Origin of the sequence: Paractinoplanes bogorensis (assembly GCF_018829635.1) — a bacterium.
In the GTDB taxonomy this organism is placed as follows: domain Bacteria; phylum Actinomycetota; class Actinomycetes; order Mycobacteriales; family Micromonosporaceae; genus Actinoplanes; species Actinoplanes bogorensis.
Map to the genome: position 1 here is coordinate 272904 of NZ_JAHKKG010000005.1, position 19571 is coordinate 292474.

16 protein-coding genes are annotated in these 19571 nt (G+C 70.6%); 10 read left to right on the forward strand and 6 right to left on the reverse strand.

Annotated features, from left to right (window positions below):
- The first annotated feature begins 296 nt into the window (after positions 1-296).
- From KOI35_RS16650 to KOI35_RS16670, 5 genes are read left to right on the forward strand one after another with little or no spacing between them, the layout of a single operon-like run.
- Positions 297-1067: a 2-amino-3,7-dideoxy-D-threo-hept-6-ulosonate synthase gene (locus KOI35_RS16650; RefSeq protein WP_215788370.1), complete on the forward strand. Its 771-nt coding sequence runs from the start codon at positions 297-299 to the stop codon at positions 1065-1067.
- The gene (locus tag KOI35_RS16655) at positions 1064-2155 is read left to right on the forward strand and encodes a 3-dehydroquinate synthase II family protein (protein WP_215788371.1); all 1092 of its coding nucleotides are present in this window, start codon (positions 1064-1066) and stop codon (positions 2153-2155) included. The genes KOI35_RS16650 and KOI35_RS16655 overlap by 4 nt, the downstream gene beginning before the upstream one ends.
- Positions 2140-2928 (forward strand): amidohydrolase family protein, encoded by a 789-nt coding sequence (locus tag KOI35_RS16660; RefSeq protein WP_308121031.1) that lies wholly within the window; start codon positions 2140-2142, stop codon positions 2926-2928. Before KOI35_RS16655 ends, KOI35_RS16660 begins: the two co-directional genes overlap by 16 nt.
- Complete coding sequence (locus tag KOI35_RS16665) at positions 2925-4193, forward strand: phenylacetate--CoA ligase family protein (RefSeq protein WP_308121032.1); 1269 nt, start codon at positions 2925-2927, stop codon at positions 4191-4193. Before KOI35_RS16660 ends, KOI35_RS16665 begins: the two co-directional genes overlap by 4 nt.
- Entirely contained in the window at positions 4193-5506 is a 1314-nt protein-coding gene (locus tag KOI35_RS16670) for an FAD-dependent monooxygenase (RefSeq protein ID WP_215788372.1), read from the forward strand. Before KOI35_RS16665 ends, KOI35_RS16670 begins: the two co-directional genes overlap by 1 nt.
- Positions 5507-5521: 15 nt before the next feature.
- On the opposite strand, the gene KOI35_RS16675 is transcribed toward KOI35_RS16670, so the two are convergent.
- The 3 genes from KOI35_RS16675 to KOI35_RS16685 form a co-directional block, all read right to left on the reverse strand.
- Entirely contained in the window at positions 5522-6751 is a 1230-nt protein-coding gene (locus tag KOI35_RS16675; RefSeq protein WP_215788373.1) for an RICIN domain-containing protein, read from the reverse strand.
- Between the two features lie 87 nt (positions 6752-6838).
- Positions 6839-7735: a GIY-YIG nuclease family protein gene (locus KOI35_RS16680; protein WP_215788374.1), complete on the reverse strand. Its 897-nt coding sequence runs from the start codon at positions 7733-7735 to the stop codon at positions 6839-6841.
- Positions 7736-7817: 82 nt separating this feature from the next.
- Positions 7818-8855, reverse strand: a complete 1038-nt coding sequence (locus KOI35_RS16685; RefSeq protein WP_215788375.1) for a LacI family DNA-binding transcriptional regulator — start codon at positions 8853-8855, stop codon at positions 7818-7820.
- A gap of 163 nt (positions 8856-9018) precedes the next feature.
- Between KOI35_RS16685 and KOI35_RS16690 the strand changes: the two genes are divergently transcribed.
- Genes KOI35_RS16690 through KOI35_RS16705 form a run of 4 tightly spaced genes read left to right on the forward strand, consistent with a single transcriptional unit; the run spans position 9019 to position 14181 of the window.
- Positions 9019-9903 carry a carbohydrate ABC transporter permease gene (locus tag KOI35_RS16690; RefSeq protein WP_215788376.1) on the forward strand — a complete coding sequence of 295 codons (885 nt, stop codon included), beginning with the start codon at positions 9019-9021 and terminating at the stop codon, positions 9901-9903.
- A gap of 44 nt (positions 9904-9947) precedes the next feature.
- The gene (locus KOI35_RS16695; RefSeq protein ID WP_215788822.1) at positions 9948-10811 is read left to right on the forward strand and encodes a carbohydrate ABC transporter permease; all 864 of its coding nucleotides are present in this window, start codon (positions 9948-9950) and stop codon (positions 10809-10811) included.
- A 32-nt stretch (positions 10812-10843) separates the two neighbouring features.
- On the forward strand, positions 10844-12184 hold the full coding sequence (locus tag KOI35_RS16700; protein WP_215788377.1) for an ABC transporter substrate-binding protein: 1341 nt from the start codon (positions 10844-10846) through the stop codon (positions 12182-12184).
- A 23-nt stretch (positions 12185-12207) separates the two neighbouring features.
- Entirely contained in the window at positions 12208-14181 is a 1974-nt protein-coding gene (locus KOI35_RS16705) for a beta-galactosidase (protein WP_215788378.1), read from the forward strand.
- Between the two features lie 54 nt (positions 14182-14235).
- On the opposite strand, the gene KOI35_RS16710 is transcribed toward KOI35_RS16705, so the two are convergent.
- Positions 14236-15732 (reverse strand): GGDEF domain-containing protein, encoded by a 1497-nt coding sequence (locus tag KOI35_RS16710; RefSeq protein ID WP_215788379.1) that lies wholly within the window; start codon positions 15730-15732, stop codon positions 14236-14238.
- A gap of 86 nt (positions 15733-15818) precedes the next feature.
- Between KOI35_RS16710 and KOI35_RS16715 the strand changes: the two genes are divergently transcribed.
- Positions 15819-17321 (forward strand): S8 family serine peptidase, encoded by a 1503-nt coding sequence (locus tag KOI35_RS16715; RefSeq protein ID WP_215788380.1) that lies wholly within the window; start codon positions 15819-15821, stop codon positions 17319-17321.
- Here the strand turns inward: KOI35_RS16715 and KOI35_RS16720 are convergent, their stop codons facing one another.
- A complete protein-coding gene (locus KOI35_RS16720; protein WP_246613245.1) occupies positions 17322-18614 on the reverse strand; it encodes a DJ-1/PfpI family protein in 1293 nt (430 codons plus the stop codon).
- Entirely contained in the window at positions 18611-19555 is a 945-nt protein-coding gene (locus tag KOI35_RS16725) for a GlxA family transcriptional regulator (protein WP_215788381.1), read from the reverse strand. The genes KOI35_RS16720 and KOI35_RS16725 overlap by 4 nt, the downstream gene beginning before the upstream one ends.
- Positions 19556-19571 lie beyond the last annotated feature (16 nt).

Consider the following 19571-nt stretch of genomic DNA (forward strand, 5'->3'; position numbering starts at 1 on the left):
AACGTTCGTCGAGCAAACCCGTCTCCCTCCGCCAAGGGGTCGGACGTCGGTGAAGAGGACTACATTAGTACTCTTTCCGGGCTTTGATCCAGATCTGTCCGGTCACTCTTGGCGTCCGGCTGATCACGAAGAAACGAACGTGTCGAGAGGCACCTTGCCGCAGAAGCCCGCTCGACGCCAATCGATCTTCCGATGGCGAGGTCACGTCCCTCATTGAAGAGTGGCGATGTCATTCGAACGGGTGACGCCGCCCGGCAGTAGGCCGGCGGTAGGCGCCGTGATTAGCGTTCGGGAACGTGAACGTCAATGGGTCCTTCGCCCGGCGGCTGCGACTGCGCCGGCTCCATCGTCACGAATCCGGACTGCTCGTGGTGCCGCTCGACCACGCCGTCGGCGCCGGGCCGCTCGCCCATCGCGGCACTCTGGACAGTCTTCTCGCCCGGCTCGCCGAGGGCGGCGCCGACGCCGTCGTGCTGCACAAGGGAGCGGTGCGGCGGGCCCGGCCCGAACGCTTCCGCGAGATGTCGCTGATCCTGCACCTGAACGCGAGCACCGGCCTGGCCCCCGACCCGGACGCCAAATATCCGGTCGCGACCGTGGCCGAGGCGCTGCGGCTCGGGGCCGAGGCGGTCAGCGTGCACGTCAACGTCGGCTCGCGCACCGAGGACCGGCAGATCGCCCACCTGGCCCAGACCGCCGAGCAGTGCGAGCGCTGGGGCATGCCGTTGCTGGCCATGATGTACGTCCGTGGGCCCGGCATCACCGACGGCCGCGATCCGGTGCGGCTGGCGCACGCGCTGGCCGTGGCCGCCGAGCTCGGCGCCGACCTGGTCAAGACCGCGCTGCCGGACGATCCGGCGGCGATCGCCCGGGTCACCGCTGCCTGTCCGGTGCCGGTGCTGGCCGCGGGCGGGGAAGCCGGGTCGGTCGAGCGGCTGGAGGTGGCGCTGCGGGCCGGGGCGGCCGGGGTGGCCGCGGGCCGTACGGTCTTCACCGCCGACGATCCGGGCGCGGTCACCCGCCGGCTGGCCGGTCTCGTGCACCGCACCCCGGTCGGTGTGCGATGAGCGCCCCGCTGTGCTGGCTCGATCTGCGCGGGGCCGGCGACTCGCGGCAGGCGCTGGCCGAGGAGGCGGTGCATCAGAGATTCGACGCGGTGGTGGCCGGCGATCCGGCCGACCTGGCCGGGCTGCCGCCGACCGTGACGCGGGTGCTCGTGGTCGCCGGCGCCCGCGGGCCCGAAGACATCGGCGTGGCCGACCTGGTGCTGACCATGCCGGGCGTCACCGTCGAGGCCGGGCCGGGCGTCCGGCTGGGCGAGTGGCACGAGATCACCGATCGGGCGAGCCTCGACCGGGCCTGCGACGCCGTACGCCGGGACACCGTGACCCTGCTGAGCTTCGCCGACCCGACCAACATCCCGATGGAGATCGTGCTCGCGGCGGCCACCCGCTCGCCCGGCACGATCATCACCGCCGCGGCCGGCGTCGACGACGCGCTCGTCCACCTGAGCGTGCTCGAGCACGGCCCGGCCGGGGTGCTGCTGACCGCACCCCGGCCCGGCGACGCGACCCGACTGGCGCGTCTGGTGCGGGCCACCTCGCCCAAACTCGATCTCGTCACGCTGACGGTCACCGGCATCCGGCACGTCGGCGCGGGGGAACGGGCCTGCGTGGACACGTGCAGCGTGCTCGAGCCGGACGAGGGCATCCTGGTCGGCTCGTGGGCCCGGGCGCTGATGCTGTGCGTGAGCGAGACCCACCCCCTGCCGTACATGCCGACCCGGCCGTTCCGGGTCAACGCGGGGGCGGTCATGTCGTACACGCTCGCCGACGCCACTCACACCCGCTATCTGAGTGAGCTGGAGGCCGGTGGCACGGTGCTGGCCGTCGGGGCGGACGGGCGTACGCGGAAAGTGACGGTGGGCCGGGTGAAGATCGAGACGCGGCCGCTGCTGGCGATCGACGCCACCGACCCGGACGGCCAGCCGGTCAACCTGATCGTGCAGGACGACTGGCATGTGCGGGTGCTCGGGCCCGGCGGGGCGGTGCTCAACACGACGGCCCTGACCGCCGGGGACGAGATCCTCGGTTACCGGCCGGGCCGGGAGCGGCACGTCGGCTACCCGATCGACGAACTGTGCCACGAGCGATGACCGGCGTCGACTCCACCGGGCGGCCCCAGCCCTTCGACTTCCATGCGCGGCTCATCCCCGGGCCGGACGAGCCGGGTCGGCTGCTGGCGGCGATGGACCGGGCGGGCATCGGGCGTGCGGCGGTCTGCGCGGGCGGGCTGCTGCCCCTGGACCGGCTGGCCGAGCAGCTCAACGACGGCGGGCGCACCGAGACCGAGGCCGACAACGAGGGCGTGCGGGCGGCCTGTGAGCGATCGGGCGGACGGTTGCTGCCGTTCTATTTCGCTGATCCCGTACGGGACGTGGACGCGTACGGGAAAAACGCCGTTGACTTTCGTGGCCTCGAGATCTCGCCCGCCGTGCATGGGATCCGGCTCGACGACACCGGTGTCATCGAGCTGGTGGACATCGCGGCTAGTGCTGGTCACCCGGTCTACGTGGTGACCGTGGCGCAGCCGGGGGCACGAGCGATTGATCTGGTCCGCCTGGCCGCACGGTTCCCGGACGTGACGTTCGTGTGGGGGCATTGCGGGCACACCGGGCTCGACGTCGCCGGGCTGCGGACCCTGGCCGGACGGCCCAACGTGCTGGCCGAGCTGTCCGGCTGTCTGACCGTCACCGCGCGGCTGGCCGTCGCCCGGCTCGGCGCGTCGAGGGTGCTGTTCGGCACCGAATATCCGCTGCAACAGCCGGAGGTCGAACTGTGCAAGGTGGCCGCGCTCGATCTGGTGCCGGAGGACCGTTCCGCCGTCCTCGGTGCCAACGCTCGCCGCGTCCTGGGGGAGGAACCGTGAACCGCTTGCCGGACTTGGGTGACTGGACGGATCGGGTGGAGCTGCGACGGATTCAGGACGCTCAGCTCGAGGTGCTGCTGGCGGCGGCCGCGCGGTCGCCGTTCTATGCGCGGCGTGGCCTGCCGTTGTCGCGGGCCGCACTGGGCGAATATCCGCTGACATCCAAGAAGGACCTCCGAGACGCTTATCCGTACGGGTTCCTCGCCGTGGACAAAGCTCGTCTGGCGACCTATCACGAGTCGAGCGGGAGCAGCGGGACGCCGACCGCCTCGTACTACACGGCCGCGGACTGGCAGGACCTCGCCGACCGGTACGCCCGCAAGCACATCGGGATCCGGGCCGACGACACGTTCCTGGTCAAGACGCCGTACTCGCTGATGATCACGGGGCATCTGGCGCACGCGGCGGCCCGGTCCCGCGGGGCGACCGTGGTGCCGGCCGACAACCGGTCACTGGCCATGCCGTACGCGAAAGTGGTCCGCCTGCTGCATGACCTCGGTGTCACGCTGACCTGGTCGCTGGCCACCGACACGCTGCTGTGGGCGGCGGCGGCCCGGATGCGCGGGCTCGACCCGGGGCGCGACTTCCCGGAACTGCGGGCGCTGTTCGTCGGCGGGGATCCGTTGGGACCGAACAAGAAGAGGCGCATCGCGGAGATGTGGGGTGCGCCGGTGGTCGAGGAGTACGGCGCGACCGAGACCGGGAGCCTGGCCGGCGAATGCCCGTACGGGCGGCTGCACCTGTGGGCCGACCGGGCGCTGTTCGAGGTGCATGATCCGGTCACCGGTGTCACGCGGCCGGACGGGAGCGGGCAGCTCGTGGTGACGCCGCTCTACCGCGAGGCGATGCCGTTGCTGCGCTACAACACCGAGGATGCGGTCGAGGTGTCCGACGTGGACTGTTCGTGCGGGTGGGCGTTGCCGGTCGTCCGGGTGCTGGGCCGCTCGGCCTGGACCATCGGCGAGCTGACCCAGGTCGGTGTGGACGAGCTGGTGTTCGGGCTGCCGTCCGCCTACGAGGTGTTGTTCTGGCGGGCACGTGCCTCCTCCTCCGCTCTGCACATGCAGATCGAAGGTCCGGCCGACGCCGCGTCGGAGCTGCGCGAGTCGGTCGGGAAGGCGTACGGGATCGAAGCCCGGGTCGAGGCACTGCCGGTGGGGTCGCTCGTGCCGGCCCGCCTGCTGACGGCCGAACCCGAGGTGATGAAGCCGCGCGGACTGTTCCGCGAGGGCGAGGACTGGGACAAGGCCCTGGAGTACTTCTGATGACCATCGTGATCGTCGGCGCCGGGATCGGGGGGCTCGCGCTGGCCGCGGCCCTCGAGGGGCAGTGCGTGGTGCTCGAACGCGGGCCGGGGCCGGGTGGTGCCGTCGGTGGGGGGATTCAGATCGCGCCCAACGGAGCTGCCGTGCTGCATCGGCTGGGGTTCGCCGGTGCGCTCGACGTGGCGGCGCGGCCGGTCGAGCGGCAGATCCGGCGGTGGCGGGACGACTCGCTGCTCGGGCGGGTCCCGCTGCAGCGGCACGGGCTGCCCTACTACACGTTGCGGCGGTCGACGCTGCGGCAGATCCTGCTGGGGGCGGTCGGCGTGCACTTCGGCGCAGCGTGTGCCGGCGTGGAGGGGCCCGGTGTGGCGCTCGCCGCACGGGCGCTCGACTACGGGATGCCGGCTTCCGGGATGTCTCCCGAGTCGCTCGGTCCTCCGGCGGCCGGCTCGCATCGCGTCCGGGCGTTCGACTGGGGCATGCCTGCCTCCCACGAGCGGCTGGCCGAGGATGTACGGGTGGTGCTCGCGGACGGTACACGGGTGGCGGCGAGTCTCGTGGTCGGCGCCGACGGGCTGCACTCGGCCGTGCGCCGAGCCGTGATCGACGACCGGCTGCGCTACAGCGGCTACGTCGCCTACCGCGCGATCGTGCCCGGCCCCGGACCGGGGCGCCGGGTCGTGGTCCGGCTCGGCCCGGGGCGGCACCTGGTCAGCTATCCGGTGGACGGCGGCGTCAACGTCGTGGCGATCGTGCCCGCGGCGACGCCGCCGGTGTCGGCCCGCGATGTCGCGCCGTCCGAGGTGCTGGACGCGTTCCCGGGCTGGCATCCGGCCGGGCGGGAGCTGCTCGCCTCGGCGGTCCGGTTCGAGCGGCACGCACTCTTCGACCGGCCGCGAGCGGCGTGGCGCCGCGGCCGCGTGGTGCTGCTCGGCGACGCCGCGCATCCGATGCTGCCGTTCGTGGCCCAGGGCGCGTGCCAGGCCCTGGAGGACGCGGCCGCGCTCGCCGGCGATCTCGACGGCTATCCGGGCGACCGGCCGTCGCGGGCCGCTCCGGTGGTGGCCGCCGCGCTCAGCGGCGTGCGGGAGTACCACCTGGCCGACGGTCCGGAACAGATCGCCCGCGACCAACGGCTCGCCGCCGCACCGCCCGAGATCCCGGCGTGGGCGGCCGGACCGCGAACCCCGCTGAGAGCCCGGTCCCGGGCCCGCAACGGTTCCTGGCCGGCCGCCGACAGCGCGGGTCTCGCCGGCGGCCGGTCCGGGATCGCGGCAACGAGCCCGCAACGGCCGCCGGGCAACGTTTCCTGACCGGCGTGGGGTGGGTCAGGGCGTCAGGCGGAAGCTCTGGGCGGCGGTGCCGTTGCACGCGTACTGCACCAGCTGGACGTTGTCGGCGGTGGAGGCGGCCGGGACGTCCAGGCACTTGCCGCTGTTGCGGTTGACCAGGTGGTAGAAGCCGCCGCCCTCGCTGACCGGCTGCCACTGCTGGTTGGTGCCGCCGCCGTAGGTCCACGTCTGGATCGGCGCGTTGTCGGCCGTGGACACGTTGGTGACGTCGAGGGCCTGGGCGCTGTTGCCGCGGTTGTTGATGCGCACGTAGCCGCCGCTCGTCGGCACCAGCTGGAACTGCTGGGCGGTCGAACCGTTGCAGCTGTACTGCTGGACGGCCGTGCCGTTGGTGGTGCCGGCCGCCCGCACGTCGACGCACTTGCCGCTGCTCCTGCTGACCAGGGGCTGCCAGGTGACCGGCTCGGTGGGGGTGCCGTCGCCACCTCCCAGCCAGAGGATGCTGTTGATCAGCCACTGGTTCTGCTGCGCACTCGCGAACGTGGACGACGTCCGGGTGTTGGTCGCATAGTTCATCGCGTTGTGGCCGAAGTTCGTATAGATCATCTTGTAGTTGCGGTTGCTCCAGATCAGCGGGTAGAAGCCGCTGCGCCACTGCTGGTTCGGGTCGCTGCCGACCGGGAAGCTGGACGCGTCGACCGTGGCCAGGATGTCGATGTCCGGGTTCTGCCGCAGGTCACGGCTCCACGAGTACCACTCGCTGACCGCCGACGGGATGGTCGCGGGCAGGCCGGCGGTGGTCGGATGGGTCCCCAGCCGCAGTGTTTCGGCGGTCGGGCCCCACGTGTTGGTGGCGAAGTTTCCCGAACCCAGGAACGTGTTGTAGTACCAGCTCCACTCGCCCGCGTTCGTGGTGAAGGCACTGACGTGGAAGCCCATCCAGGCGCCGCCGTTCTGCATGTACTGCTGGAACGCCTCGCGCCGGTCGGCAGGGGGCGCGTCGTCCAGGAACATGATGACCTTGTAGCCCGCGAGCCCGGTCGCGCTGAGCCGGCTCCAGTCGGTGGTGGCTTCCCAGGTGAACCCGTTCTGGGCACCGGCCTGCGGGAACCAGTCCCGGGCCTCCTTGTCGAAGTCGATGTGCGCGGCATCCCAGGTGCCGTTGTAGAAGGCCAGAACCTTGAAGGGCGTGGCCGCCTGGGCCGGTGTGGCGAGGGCGGCGACCGCGAGTAAGGCGAGAACGAGGGCGCGTTTGAGCAGACGCATGGCGAGACCTCAGGGGGATGAGGGGGACGGGCCCCCAGCTTGAGGCATCGACAATGCTTAATACAAGAGGAACTGTAAAGTTGGTTGCTAGAGAGCCTCGGGGGCCAGCCTGCGGGCCAGCTCCGCGGTCCGGGCGGCGAACGCGGCCCACTCCGGTGGCGTGAGGTCGACCCGCGCGCGAGCGGTTGCCTGCGTCGCCGCGCGTTGTTCCCAGCCGTCGACGCGGCCGTTGCGGACGCGAAACCGCACCAGCAGCCCGTCGGCCCATCCGTAGACGTCGTGATCGGGTTCGGCGGCGGCGAGCCGGGTCATCTTCTGCTCGGCCACGATCCAGTCGACCGCCTCGAGCTCCTGCTGGATCCGGCCCGCCAGCTCGAAGGCCAGGTTGGCCGCCGCACGGTCACGGAGCAGGGCGAGCTGTTCCCGTACGGAAAGGGAATGCTCTTGATCTCGCGACAGCACCGCGGTGATCGCCGTGTGGAAGGCGGGCCGGTCGACCACGCTGACGCCCCGCATCCGGGCGAGGTCGCGCAGCCCGCCGTCGAGCCGCTCGGCCGTGTAGCGCAGCGGAAAGACGCGCTCGAGCCCCGAAACGGCCAGCCGGGCCTGGGCGCCACCCAGGTAGGGCCCGAAGTCGGCGTCGCTGGGGGAGTGCAGGTGAACCACCTTGAGGCCGTCGGGGGTGACCCGGATGCCGACCGGCACTTCGAGGCCGCCGCGGATCCGGTTCCAGCGCGGCTTGGTCCGTTGCAGGAGATTGCGTTCGAGCCAGGCCGCCTCGTGCACCGAGTCGCACTCGACTGCTTCGACGCGCGCGATCTGCGGGACCATCCGCCGCAGATGCCGCCGCCCGTGCAGGTCACCCCAGTAGGACCGGACCCGGCTGCGCAGTTGCGTGGCGCGTCCGACGTAGAGCACCCGGCCACCCGCGTCGCGGAACCGGTAGACGCCGGGCGCCTGGGGGAGGCCGGACAGGGCGAGCATGCAGGCAATCTACCGTGGCGGGTTATCCACAATCGCGGTTCGTCCACAGGGCTCGCGGCCAAGATCGGCTGATCTTGGCAAACTACTGGGTGTGGCGGGGGTCCCCCTGGGAGGGCGGGCTGTGTGCGGGCTGGTTGTGTCGGGGCGGAGCTGTGCTGGCGCGCTGGATCAGACGCGTGGGGACCAGGACGGTGCCTGGCTCGCCGGCGTGGCCGCGGATCTGGTCGAGCAGGCCGTGTACGCACCGGCGGCCCATCTCGGCGAAGTCCTGGTGCACGGTGGTCAGCGGCGGCAGGTAGGAGGCGGCGTCCTCGATGTCGTCGAAGCCGACCACGCTGACGTCTTCGGGCACGCGCCGGCCGCGCTCGTGCAGGGCCCGCAGCACACCCAGCGCCATCTGGTCGTTCGCGGTGAAGATGGCCGTGCACGACGGCTCTTCGGCCAGGCGCAGGCCGGCCCGGTATCCGGAGAGGGCCGACCAGTCGCCCGACAGGGCCGGCGGGGCCGCTCGTCCGGCGTCGGAGAGCACCTCGCGCCAGGCCGCCGCGCGGCGTGAGCTCGAGAAGGAGTCGGCCGGGCCGGTGACGTGCCAGACCGTCTCGTGGCCCAGTTCGAGCAGGTGGCGCACGGCCTGGCGGGCGCCGTCGGCTTGGTCGGTGTCGACCACCGGGTAGCGGTCGCCGGCGTCTGAGTCGACGATCACGACCTGCACCCCGGGCGGCAGCGTCAGGTTGGCGGCATCGAGCAGGTGCACTTCCATGATCACGATCACGCCGTCGACGGCGAGTTCGCCGAGCCGGGTGAAGGCGCCGAGCACGCCGTCCTGGGTCGGCATGGCCACCGGGATCAGCGTGATCGCGTAGCCCTCGTGGGCGGCCTGGGCGGCGATCGCCTCGACCGTCCGGCTGTTGCCGGTCGTCGCCAAAGTGAACAAAATGACGCCGATCGTCCGAAACTCGCCGCGTTTCAGGGCGCGTGCGGCGCTGTTGGGCCGATAGCCCAGCTGTTGCATCGCGTTCAGAACCTGGCGGCGGGTCGACTCGACCACGCTGGGATGGCCGTTGGACACGCGGCTGACCGTCTGGGAGGAGACACCAGCTAGGCGTGCCACGTCGGCCATCGAAACGCCTCGGGGGCGGTTGCTTGACGATCCCTGCACGTGGTGAAACTATCACCTCGATGTTTACGCAAACATCACACCGGTGAACCCGATGAAACATTGTCGAACACACCCGTACGCGTGGCATGTTTGCGCAAACACGAGCGTAAAGGATGACGGAGAGATGGCAGTTGCAACGGTCCCGCGCCGGCGGCGGTCGTACCGAGGGTGGCAGTTCGTCGGCCCGTTCATGATCGTGTTCGCGCTGGTCTTCCTGGCCCCGATCGCGTACGCGATCTACCTGAGCCTGTACCGCAACCGGCTCATCGGCGGCAACGCGTTCGTCGGGCTCGACAACTACACGCAGGTGCTGCAGGACTCCCAGTTCTGGTCCGGTGTCGGCCGGGTCGGCCTGTTCCTGGTCGTCCAGGTGCCGATCATGCTGTTCCTGGCCCTGCTGGTCGCGCTGGCCCTGGACAGCGGACGGCTCTACGGCAAGAGCTTCTTCCGCGTGTCAATCTTCCTTCCGTACGCCGTGCCGGCCGTTGTCGCCGCATTGATGTGGGGCTTCATCTACGGGTCGCAGTTCGGGCTGATCGGCAATCTCAACGACGCCCTCGGCATCACGCTGCCCGACCCGCTCAAGCCGAGCCTGATCCTGGCGTCGATCGGCAACATCTCGACCTGGCAGTTCGTCGGCTACAACATGCTGATCTTCTATTCGGCCCTGCAGGTCGTGCCGAAGTCGCTCTACGAGTCGGCCGCGATCGACGGCGCCGGGCAGGTCCGGATCATCCGCTCGATCAAGCTGCCGGCCATCCGGGGCGCGCTGGTCATCGCCACCATCTTCTCGATCATCGGCAGCTTCCAGCTCTTCAACGAGCCGGCCATCCTGCGCAACCTGGCGCCGAACGCGATCACCACGTACTTCACCCCGAACTTCTACGCCTACTCGCTGACCTTCTCGGGCCAGCAGATCAACTACTCCGCGGCGGTCGCGGTCGTGATGGCCGTGATCACCATGATCGTCGCCTACGTGGTGCAGCTGCGCGGGACGAAGGACCTCTGATGACGACAACTCTCCAGGCGCCGCCGGTGAAAAAAGCGCCGACCATGAGGAACACCCGCAAGCGCCGCAAAGGCAGCGTCACCCTGACGGTCCTCACCGCGCTGATGGCCGTGTACTCGCTGTTCCCCCTGGCCTGGCTGCTGATCAACTCGACCAAGACCCAGGCCGGGCTGTTCTCGTCGTTCGGGCTGTGGTTCGACGACGGCAAGTTCGCGTTGTTCAGCAACATCGCCGACACGTTCACCTACAACGACGGCATCTTCCTGCGGTGGCTCGGCAACACGGCGATCTACGTGGTGGCCGGCGCGGGCGGGGCGACCTTCCTGGCCCTGCTCGGCGGCTACGGGCTGGCCAAGTTCGACTTCGTCGGCAAGAAGGCCGTCTTCGCCATCGTCATCGGCGCGGTGGCCGTGCCGCCGACCGCGCTCGCCGTCCCGACGTTCCTGATGTTCAGCAAGATGGGGCTCACCAACACCCCGTGGGCCGTGATCATCCCGTCGCTGATCTCGCCGTTCGGGCTGTACCTGATGTGGACCTTCGCCGCCCAGGCGGTGCCGACCGAGATGCTCGAGGCGGCCCGGGTGGACGGCGCCGGCGAGTTCCGCACGCTGTTCCGGCTGAGCGTGCCGCTGCTCATGCCCGGCATCATCACCACTCTGCTCTTCACCATGGTCGCGACGATGAACAACTACTTCCTGCCGCTGATCATGCTCAAGAACCCGGACTGGTATCCGCTGACCGTCGGCCTGAACTCGTGGAACTCCCAGGCCGCGACCGCGGGCGGCGAGGCCGTCTTCAACCTCGTCATCACCGGGTCGCTCATCACCGTCGTCCTGCTGCTCGCGGCGTTCCTCTCGCTGCAGCGCTACTGGCAGTCCGGTCTCGCGGCCGGCTCTGTCAAAGAGTGAACCAACCCCTCCCGCTCCGAAAGGTCCGTGAAATGTCCCGATTTCTGAAGGTGGCAGCCGTCGCATCGGCGGCCGTCCTCGCCCTTACCGCATGCGGTGGCGGCGACTCCTCGAGTGACGCGTCCGGCGACGGCGGTGGCGCCACCGTCACCGACGCGCAGGTCGACGCCGCGCTGCAGAAGGGCGGCACCCTGACCGTGTGGGCGTGGGAGCCCACGCTCAAGGACGTCGTCACGAAGTTCCAGGAGAAGTACCCGAACGTCAAGGTCGACCTGGTCAACGCCGGAACCGGCGACAAGCAGTACACCGCCCTGCAGAACGCCATCGCCGCGGGCAAGGGCGTGCCGGACGTCGGGCAGATCGAGTACTACGCGCTGCCCCAGTTCGCCATCGGCAAGGCGCTGACCAACCTCAACCCGTACGGCGCGGAAAGCCTGAAGGCCGACTTCAACCCGGGCCCGTGGAACTCGGTCAACTCGGGCGGCGGCGTCTACGGCCTGCCGATGGACTCGGGTCCGATGGCGCTCTACTACAACAAGGAAGTCTTCGACAAGTACAAGATCGAGGTCCCCAAGACCTGGACCGAGTACCTGGACGCGGCCCGCAAGCTGCACGCGGCCGACCCGAAGGCCTACATCACCAACGACACCGGCGACGCGGGCTTCACCACCAGCATGATCTGGCAGGCCGGCGGCAAGCCGTACCAGGTCGACGGCACCAACGTCACGATCAACTTCAGCGACGCCGGCTCGCAGGAGTTCGTCAAGGTGTGGCAGACGCTGATCAGCGAGAAGCTCCTCGCTCCGGTCAGCTCCTGGAGCGACCAGTGGTTCCAGGGCATCGGTAACGGCTCGATCGCCTCGCTGGCGACCGGCGCCTGGATGCCGGCCAACTTCGTGACCAGCGCCCCGGCCGGCAAGGGCAAGTGGCGCGCGGCCGAGCTCCCGCAGTGGACGGCCGGCGGCACCGCCAGCGCCGAGAACGGCGGCAGCTCGCTCGCCGTCATGGACAAGGGCGCGAACAAGGAGCTGGCGTACGGCTTCCTGAAGTACGCCAACGACGGTGACGGCGTGCAGATCCGCGTCGACGGCGGCGCCTTCCCGGCCACCAGCAAGACGCTGGCCGACCCGAAGTGGCTGAGCACCGAGTTCCCGTACTTCGGCGGGCAGAAGGCCAACGAGATCTTCGCCAAGTCGGCCCAGAACGTCGTCACCGGCTGGTCGTACCTGCCGTTCCAGGTCTACTCGAACAGCGTCTTCAACGACACCGCGGGTAAGGCGTACGTCTCCGGCACCACCCTCGCCGACGGTCTGAAGGCCTGGCAGGACCAGTCCGCCAAGTACGGCAACGAGCAGGGCTTCACCGTCAAGTAACCCGTTCCACCCTGGGAGAACCTGTGTCACACCCCCGTTGGCTGCGCCGCGCCGGAGACCCCCGTCTCGAGTACGGCGCGGACTACAACCCCGAGCAGTGGCCCCGCGAGGTCTGGGACGACGACGTGCGCGCCATGCGCGAGGCCGGCGTCACCATCGTCTCGCTCGCCATCTTCTCGTGGGCCAAGCTCGAACCGGCCGAGGGTCGCTACGACTTCGGCTGGCTCGACGAGGCGATCGATCTGTTGCACGCCAACGGGATCGCGGTCGACCTGGCCACGGCGACGGCCTCACCGCCGCCGTGGCTGACCACGGCCCACCCCTCCGTCCTGCCGATCGACCGGCAGGGCAACACGATCTGGCCGGGCGGTCGTCAGCAGTGGCGCCCGACGTCGCCCATCTTCCGGGAGCACGCGCTTCGGCTCGTACGGGAAATGGCGTCCCGGTATGGCAATCACCCGGCGGTCGTGGCGTGGCACGTCAGCAACGAGTTGGGCTGCCACAACGTCTACGACTACTCGGACGATGCGGCGGCGGCCTTCCGGACGTGGCTGCGGGCGCGCTATTCGACGATCGACGCGCTGAACGAGGCGTGGGGTACGGCGTTCTGGTCGCAGTGGTACGGCGACTTCGAGCAGGTCCTGCCCCCGCGTCAGGCGGCGACCCACCCGAATCCGGGACAGCAGCTCGACTTCAAGCGGTTCTCGTCGGACGCGCTGAAGGACTACCTCGTACGGGAAAAGGAGATCCTGCGCGAGATCACGCCCGATGTTCCGGTGACCACGAACTTCATGGTCATGGGCGAGACCAAGGGCATGGACTACGCCGACTGGGCGGCCGAGGTCGACTTCGTCTCCAACGACCACTACCGGCTGCCCGGCGCGCAGACCCTGGACGAGCTGTCCTTCTCGGCCAACCTCACCGGCAACATCGCCGGCGGCCGGCCGTGGTTCCTGATGGAGCACTCGACGTCGGCGGTCAACTGGCAGCCGATCAACCTGGCCAAGAAGCCGGGCGAGCTGGCCCGCGACTCGCTCACCCACGTCGCCCACGGCGCCGACGCGGTCTGCTTCTTCCAGTGGCGGCAGTCCCGGGCCGGCGCCGAGAAGTACCACTCGGCGATGGTCCCGCACGCGGGCACCTCGTCCCAGCTCTTCACCGACGTGGTCGAGCTGGGTGCGACGCTGCGGGATCTGGCGTCGGTCGCGGGCGTTTCCCGTACGCCGGCACGCGCGGCCATCCTCTTCGACTGGACCTCGTGGTGGGCCGTCGAACAGGACTCGCACCCGTCGGCCTCGCTGCGCTACCGGCAGGAGGCGCTCGACTGGTACACGGCGTTCCTCGACCTCGGCGTACGGGCGGATGTCGTTCCCGCGTCTTCGTCGTTCGAGAACTACGACGTCGTGGTGGCGCCGATCCTGCACGTCGTGCCGGCCGCGCTGGCCGACCGGCTCACCGCCTTCGCCTCGTCCGGCGGGCACGTGATCACCACGTACTTCTCCGGCATCGTGGACGAGAACGACCACGCCTGGCTCGGCGGCTACCCCGGGGCGCTGCGCGACCTGCTCGGCATCCGGATCGAGGAGTTCGGCCCGCTGCTCGACGGTGACACCGCCGAGCTCGACAACGGGCTGACCGGCACGCTGTGGACCGACCGGATCGACACCCTGACCGGCACGGAGGTGCTGGCCTCCTACAAGACCGGCGACCAGGCCGGACGGGCGGCGATCACCCGCCGGGCGGTCGGTGACGGTTCGGCGGCGTACGTCTCGACCCGCCTCGGCCCCGACGGCCTGGCCCCGGTGCTGGCCGACCTGCTGACCCGGGCCGGCGTGAGCAGCGAACTGCCCGAGCCCCTGCGCGGCCGGGTCGAACTGGCCGTCCGGGGCACGACTCGTTTCGTCATCAACCGCACCGAGGAACCGGTCGACCTCAGCCCGCTGGGCGAGCCCGGCCGCACTCTCACCGCCAGGGGAGTGGCGGTGCTCGGCGCCTGAGTCCCAGCTCAGGCGCACGTGGAACGCCCCGGGAGCACGTCTCCCGGGGCGTTTCTAGCTCGACACCAGACGGTTGCGGCCGGATCGCTTGGCCTCGTAGAGGTTGCGGTCGGCCGCGGCCAGCACGACGCTCAGGTCGTCGACGGCCGTGACGTGCACCATGCCGATGCTGATGGTGACCGGCAGATCGCCGGTGATCGGCCGCCAGTCGTACGACTCGACGGTCGCCCGCAGGTACTCCAGCATCGCGGCGGCCGGGGCGCCGACCCGGACGACCAGGAACTCCTCGCCACCGAGCCGGGCCGCGAAGCCCTCGCCGGCCAGGGGCAGGTCGGCCAGCATGCCGGCCACCGTGCGCAGCACCTGGTCGCCGACCTCGTGGGACAGGGTGTCATTGATGCGCTTGAAGTAGTCGAGGTCGAGCATGGCCACCGTCACGGGCGCGCCGCCGGTCACCAGGCGGGGCAGGTGCTCGTCGACGTAGCGGCGGTTCCAGAGCTTGGTCAACGCGTCCTGGCGGGCCTCGCGCCGGGCCTCGGCCGTCTCGAACACCGCCTGCTGGGCGCGGGCCTGGGCCTCGCGCTGACTCGACCGCAGGCGGCCGGCCTCGGTCAGGTGCAGCTTCAACGTCTCGAACGCGGACCGGTGGTCGCCCATGTCGGCGTAGAGCTCGGCCTGCTCGGCCAGCGCTCGGACGCGTACGGAGACAATCTCCCGCTCGGCGCACAGCTCCAGGCACCGGTGGAACGTCTGGCGGGCGTCGTCGAACCGCCCGAGGTGGCGCTGGGCGATGGCCATGGTCAGGGTCACGTCGACCAGGTCGTGCACCTCGTACCACTCGGGGGCGTTCACGGCCGACCAGATGGTGGCCACGGCGTCGGCGTACTCGCCCCGGGCGATCTGGATGTTGGCGATCGTGTCCCGTTCGACCAGCAGAAATTCCCGGCCCAGCGTACGGGCGACCCCGCGCATCCGTTCCACGACGGTCCACGCCTGGTCGAGCTCGCCCCACTCGTACTCGGTGTAGGCCAGGTTGTTGAGCACCAGCAGCTGCCGGGTGTGGTCGCCGATCGCCACGGCCAGCTGTTCGGCCTGCCGGTAGCGCTCGCGGGCGGCGTCCGCCTCGTCCGCCTCGGCCAGCGCGTTGGCCAGCCGGATCAGGTGCATGATGCGCTGCCCGGGCGGCGAGTCCGGTTCGAGCAGCTCGACCGACGAGATCGCGTGCTGCAGGCTGGCGCCCTCGTCACCCAGGTAGTGGTAGGTGAGCGTGAGGTGGAAGTGGCTGCGCGCGGCCAGCGCCGGCCGCTCGTGGTCGAGGGCCCAGCGGTGCACCATCAGGAACGTCCGGGCGGCCGAGCCGACGTCGCCGTCGCGCTGGGCCAGGTCGGCCCGCACCAGCCGGGCACGGTGGGCCAGCTCGGTCTCACCGGCCCGGTCGGCCGCCTGCTCGATCGCCTCGGCCCGGGCCAGGTTGGCCTCGATGTCGTGCCCCTGGTACGTCTCGAGCGACACGAGGTCGTCGACGAGGCTGTCCGGGGCGGCTGCGATCACGAGGTGGAGATCGGCCGTCCGGGGTCGGGAAAAAGAGTTTCCGGGTTTCCATCAGGTTTCCGCCCGACCGGCCGTTGGGCAGGCACATGCCGAGAAGATCAGATGTATTGGCCGGGGCGGTCGCCTCCCTGGTGCTCGTCCCCTCCCTGGGCGCGGCCGCGCCCGCACAGGCCGCCGGCGTCGCCACGGGCGCGGACTGGACGTTCGGATCGCGCGCCGCGATCAGCGACGTCGCCAAGAGCATCCGGGCCGACGTGGCGTACAAGCAGGGCATCACCGGCAGGGGGGTCGGCGTCGCGCTGATCGACACCGGCGTGGTGCCGGTGCCCGGGCTGACCTCGGGCAACATCGCCAACGGGCCCGACCTGTCGCTCGAGAGCCAGGTGCCCGACCTGCTGCACAAGGACGGTTTCGGGCACGGCACCCACATGGCGGGCATCATCGCCGGCCGGGACAACACCACCGGCACCGGCTTCCGCGGTATCGCGCCGGACGCCAAGCTGACCTCGATCAAGGTCGGCACCGGCACCGGCGCGGTCGACGTGACCCAGGTGATGGCCGCCCTCGACTGGGTCGTGCAGCACCGCAACGACGACAAGGCCAACCCGATCCGGGTCATCAACCTGTCCTACGGCACCGACAGCCTGCTCGCCCGCGACACCAACCCGCTCGCCTCGGCGGTCGAGAACGCGTGGAAGGCCGGCATCGTGGTGGTGGTCGCGGCCGGCAACACCGGCAAGCAGATCACCGTGCCGGCCACCGACGCCAACCCGATCGTGGTCGGCTCGGTCGACGTCAAGGGCACCACCAACCCGGCCGACGACACCGTCTCGTCGTTCAGCGCGGCCGACGGCCGGAAACTGGTCGCCGGATTCGACATGGCCCTGTCGGTCGACGTGCTGGCGCCCGGCCGGTCCGTGCTCTCGCTGCGCAACCCCGGCTCGTACGCGGACACCAACTACCCGTCGGCCCGGCAGGACGACCGGTACTTCGCGGGCAGCGGCACCTCGCAGTCGGCGGCCGTCGTCTCCGGCGCGGTCGCGCTGATCCTGCAGAAGTACCCCACCGCCACCCCGAACCAGGTACGCGAGATGATGTGGGGCCGCAACGGCGCGACCGGGATCCTGGCCAGCACCAAGCCGCTCGAGCTGGATCTGTCCTACACGTTCTCGCAGCCCGTGCCGACCTGGGCCCTGAACACGGCCGCCTCGACCGGCGACGGCTCGCTGCAGGCCGCCCGCGGCTCCAGCGTGCTCACCTTCGGCCCCGACAACGTCGCCCTGACCGGCGAGAACGACCTGTTCGGGCCGTTCAGCACGGCGACCTGGGCCAAGGCCAGCAAGGCCGGCAAGGCGTGGACCGGCGGCTCGTGGATGGGCCACGTGTGGACCGGCGACAACTGGGGCACCGCCACCGACAACCAGAACAACTGGAACGGGCGGGCCTGGTCGGGTCGCGCCTGGTCGGGCCGGGCCTGGTCGGACAACGGCTGGTCGGGCCGGGCGTGGTCGGGCCGGGCGTGGTCGGGCTCGTCCTTCAGCTCGTCCGCGTGGAGTGGCGTGGCCTGGTCGGGCGCCCTCTGGCAGTGATCATCGAGTTGCCTCGGCGTGCGTCGTTCGCCGTCGCCTCACGAAAGGGGCGACGGCGAGCAGCGCCGTTACCGCGGTCAGCGCGATGATCCGCCACGGCGTGCCGGCGTCAGCGGGGAGCTCGGGTCGCGGGTACTCGATGTACTTCGCAGCTGTGGTCGCGACCGCATGACCGTCGCGGGCGGCGATGTCCCGCAGGATCGGGTCGAACGCCGAGTCGCCCGGGCGCGCCTCTGCTCGGGGCCGGAAGACCGGAACGCCGTCGACCGCGAACTGGCCCGTCCCGGGCACCACGAGCCGGTCGAGCCCATGAGCCTGGTCGATCGGGGTGGCGATCAGACGCAGACCGTGCGCGGTGGTCACGATCGGGCGCTCGGCCACCGGCACGACGTGCGCGGTGAACGCCACTCCGCCGTAGAGCTCGGCCGCGGCGGCGATGTCGATCTCGCCGGTGCCGTCGACCAGGCCCAGGCCGTACGTGGGCTGGAACCACGGCAATGTCGCGTGCAAGGGATAGGGATAGTCGGCCGCGGCGACACGTCGTACGGGAATGCTCTCCTCGGTCGTCGCAGTGGGATCCCAACCCGGATAGCTGATGCGTTCCCCGATCCGCCGCGCCTCCTCGGCACCGGCATTTTCCCGTACGAGGTGGAGCGCGCCGATGATGCCCGAGCTCACGCCGGCGGTGGTCATCACGTCGCCGTCCCGCAGCCAGCGCACGCCGTCGACCCAGGTCGTGCGCGGGTTCGATCGCCGCAGTCCGCCGATGTCCGACCAGAACGACGTCGCGCGCCGACCGTCGAGCACGTCGGTGCGGGCCAGCACCCGCGCGCCGGCGCAGACGCTCATCACGAGGCCGCCGCGGTCGTGCACCTTCTCGATGAAGTTGCGCAGCGGTTTCTCCGCGTCGCCGCCCGGATCGGTGAACGCGGGGACGACCACGATCTGCGGCGCCGGGGCATTGTCGACGCCGTAGTCCGGCACGGCGGTGAGGCCGCCGGACAACGCGACCGGATCGGTGCCGACCGAGACGGTGTAGACATCGAACCGGGACGAGTCGGCGAGCACGTCATACGGCCCGAGCACGTCGGTCGCGACCGAACCGGAGGCGCCCAGCAGCACGGCCACCCGGATGCGCCCGGGATCGTGGTTCAGCGTGCGAGCGGGCACGGCCACGTCGGTGCGGGCGGTGAAATCGCGGCTCATAGTGGTCGCGAACCCGGCCGCCAGAACGCCTGCCGGCAGCGCGACGGCGAGAACGATCCGGATCGCGGTCGCCGCCCTGCGATTCATGCGTGCGCCGCCCGATTCGTGGTGTCCGTACGCCGGTACTCGCGGGGTGAGGTGCCGTGCCGCTCGGCGAAGAGCCGTCGGAAGTGCCGGGCGTCGCCCCAGCCGCAGTCGCGGGCGATGCGCTCGATCGGGTGGCCGGTCGTGCGCAGCAGCATCTCGGCGTGACCGAGCCGCAGATCCTGCTGGTACTGCAGCGGCGTCACCCCGGTCGCGGCGACGAACGCGCCGGTCAGCGCGCGCACCGACACGTGCACGGCCCGGGCCAGGTCGTCCAGCGTGTGCGGCGCGGCGAAGTCGCCGGCGAGCAGCTGCTGCACGCGGTGGACGAGCGGGTCGAGGTGTGCGCGGCGCTCGAGGAACGGGCTCATCGGGGCCGACGACCCGTTGCGCCGAGCGTAGACGACCAGTTCCCGCGCCACGGTCGCCGCGGCGGCCGGGCCCAGATCGTCCTCGACCAGGGCCAGCGCGAGGTCGATGCCGGACGCCACGCCCGCGCTGGTCGCGACCGGACCGTCCCGCACGAACAGCACCCCGTCGTCGACCCGGGCCGCCGGATAGCGCTGCCGCATCGGCTCGATCACGCTCCAGTGGCTGGTGCAGCGGCGGCCGTCGAGCAGGCCGGCCTCGCCCAGCACCAGCGCGCCCGTGCAGATCGACACGAACGATGCCCCGGCCGCGGCCGCCCGCCGTATCCACTCGATCGTCCCGGGGTCGACGTCGACCTGCCGCGTGAGGTCGGGCCCGGGAACGAGCACGAGGTCACCCGCCTCAACCGCCGGCAGCGGGCCGAGGTCGGCGAGTGCGAGCCCCTGCGCCGACCGTTCCCGCGGCCGGGCCGCCACGAACCCGATCTCGTAGTGGCCCGCGGTGTGCAGAACCTGGATCGGACCGGACAGATCGAGCAGGTTGACCGCGGGCAGAACCAGGACATGAACACGCATGACACGAGCGTAGGGC

Bases quoted from the DNA above. Each gene is read 5' to 3' on its own strand.
- KOI35_RS16655 (WP_215788371.1), top strand. From the start codon at position 1,064: ATGAGCGCCCCGCTGTGCTGGCTCGATCTGCGCGGGGCCGGCGACTCG.
- KOI35_RS16670 (WP_215788372.1), top strand. From the start codon at position 4,193: ATGACCATCGTGATCGTCGGCGCCGGGATCGGGGGGCTCGCGCTGGCC.
- KOI35_RS16675 (WP_215788373.1), bottom strand. From the start codon at position 6,751: ATGCGTCTGCTCAAACGCGCCCTCGTTCTCGCCTTACTCGCGGTCGCC.
- KOI35_RS16680 (WP_215788374.1), bottom strand. From the start codon at position 7,735: ATGCTCGCCCTGTCCGGCCTCCCCCAGGCGCCCGGCGTCTACCGGTTC.
- KOI35_RS16685 (WP_215788375.1), bottom strand. From the start codon at position 8,855: ATGGCCGACGTGGCACGCCTAGCTGGTGTCTCCTCCCAGACGGTCAGC.
- KOI35_RS16690 (WP_215788376.1), top strand. From the start codon at position 9,019: ATGGCAGTTGCAACGGTCCCGCGCCGGCGGCGGTCGTACCGAGGGTGG.
- KOI35_RS16695 (WP_215788822.1), top strand. From the start codon at position 9,948: ATGAGGAACACCCGCAAGCGCCGCAAAGGCAGCGTCACCCTGACGGTC.
- KOI35_RS16700 (WP_215788377.1), top strand. From the start codon at position 10,844: ATGTCCCGATTTCTGAAGGTGGCAGCCGTCGCATCGGCGGCCGTCCTC.
- KOI35_RS16715 (WP_215788380.1), top strand. From the start codon at position 15,819: ATGCCGAGAAGATCAGATGTATTGGCCGGGGCGGTCGCCTCCCTGGTG.
- KOI35_RS16720 (WP_246613245.1), bottom strand. From the start codon at position 18,614: ATGAATCGCAGGGCGGCGACCGCGATCCGGATCGTTCTCGCCGTCGCG.
- KOI35_RS16725 (WP_215788381.1), bottom strand. From the start codon at position 19,555: ATGCGTGTTCATGTCCTGGTTCTGCCCGCGGTCAACCTGCTCGATCTG.